Origin of the sequence: Chromohalobacter sp. HP20-39 (genome assembly GCF_033052815.1) — a bacterium.
GTDB lineage: Bacteria > Pseudomonadota > Gammaproteobacteria > Pseudomonadales > Halomonadaceae > Chromohalobacter.
In genome coordinates, this window is sequence record NZ_JAWHTP010001117.1 from 1 (window position 1) to 239 (window position 239).

The following is a 239-nucleotide window of genomic DNA, read 5'->3' on the forward strand; positions in this document are numbered from 1 at the left end:
TTTTGCGCACCGCCGTGCAGGCCCGACCGCTGCCGGAATCTCGCTGGCGATCGTCGCCGCATTGCTGCTGTCGCTGGCGGGCCATGCGCTCTGGCGTGCTTACCGCAACAACGATCGCGCCCGTGCGGAATTCGCTTCGGTCGCCTCGAGCGTGCCCGTCAAGAAGCGCGCTGAAAAAATCGAACCGACCGCGCTTGAGAAAAGAACCGCGAAAGACAGCCGGGCCGTGCTCTCCGAAT

The 239-nt window shown here is 64.4% G+C and carries 1 protein-coding gene; it reads left to right on the forward strand.

Going from position 1 to position 239, the window contains the following annotated elements:
- The coding region (locus RVY79_RS21370; protein WP_317466631.1) for a hypothetical protein at window positions 1–239 on the forward strand (239 nt) is incomplete at both ends.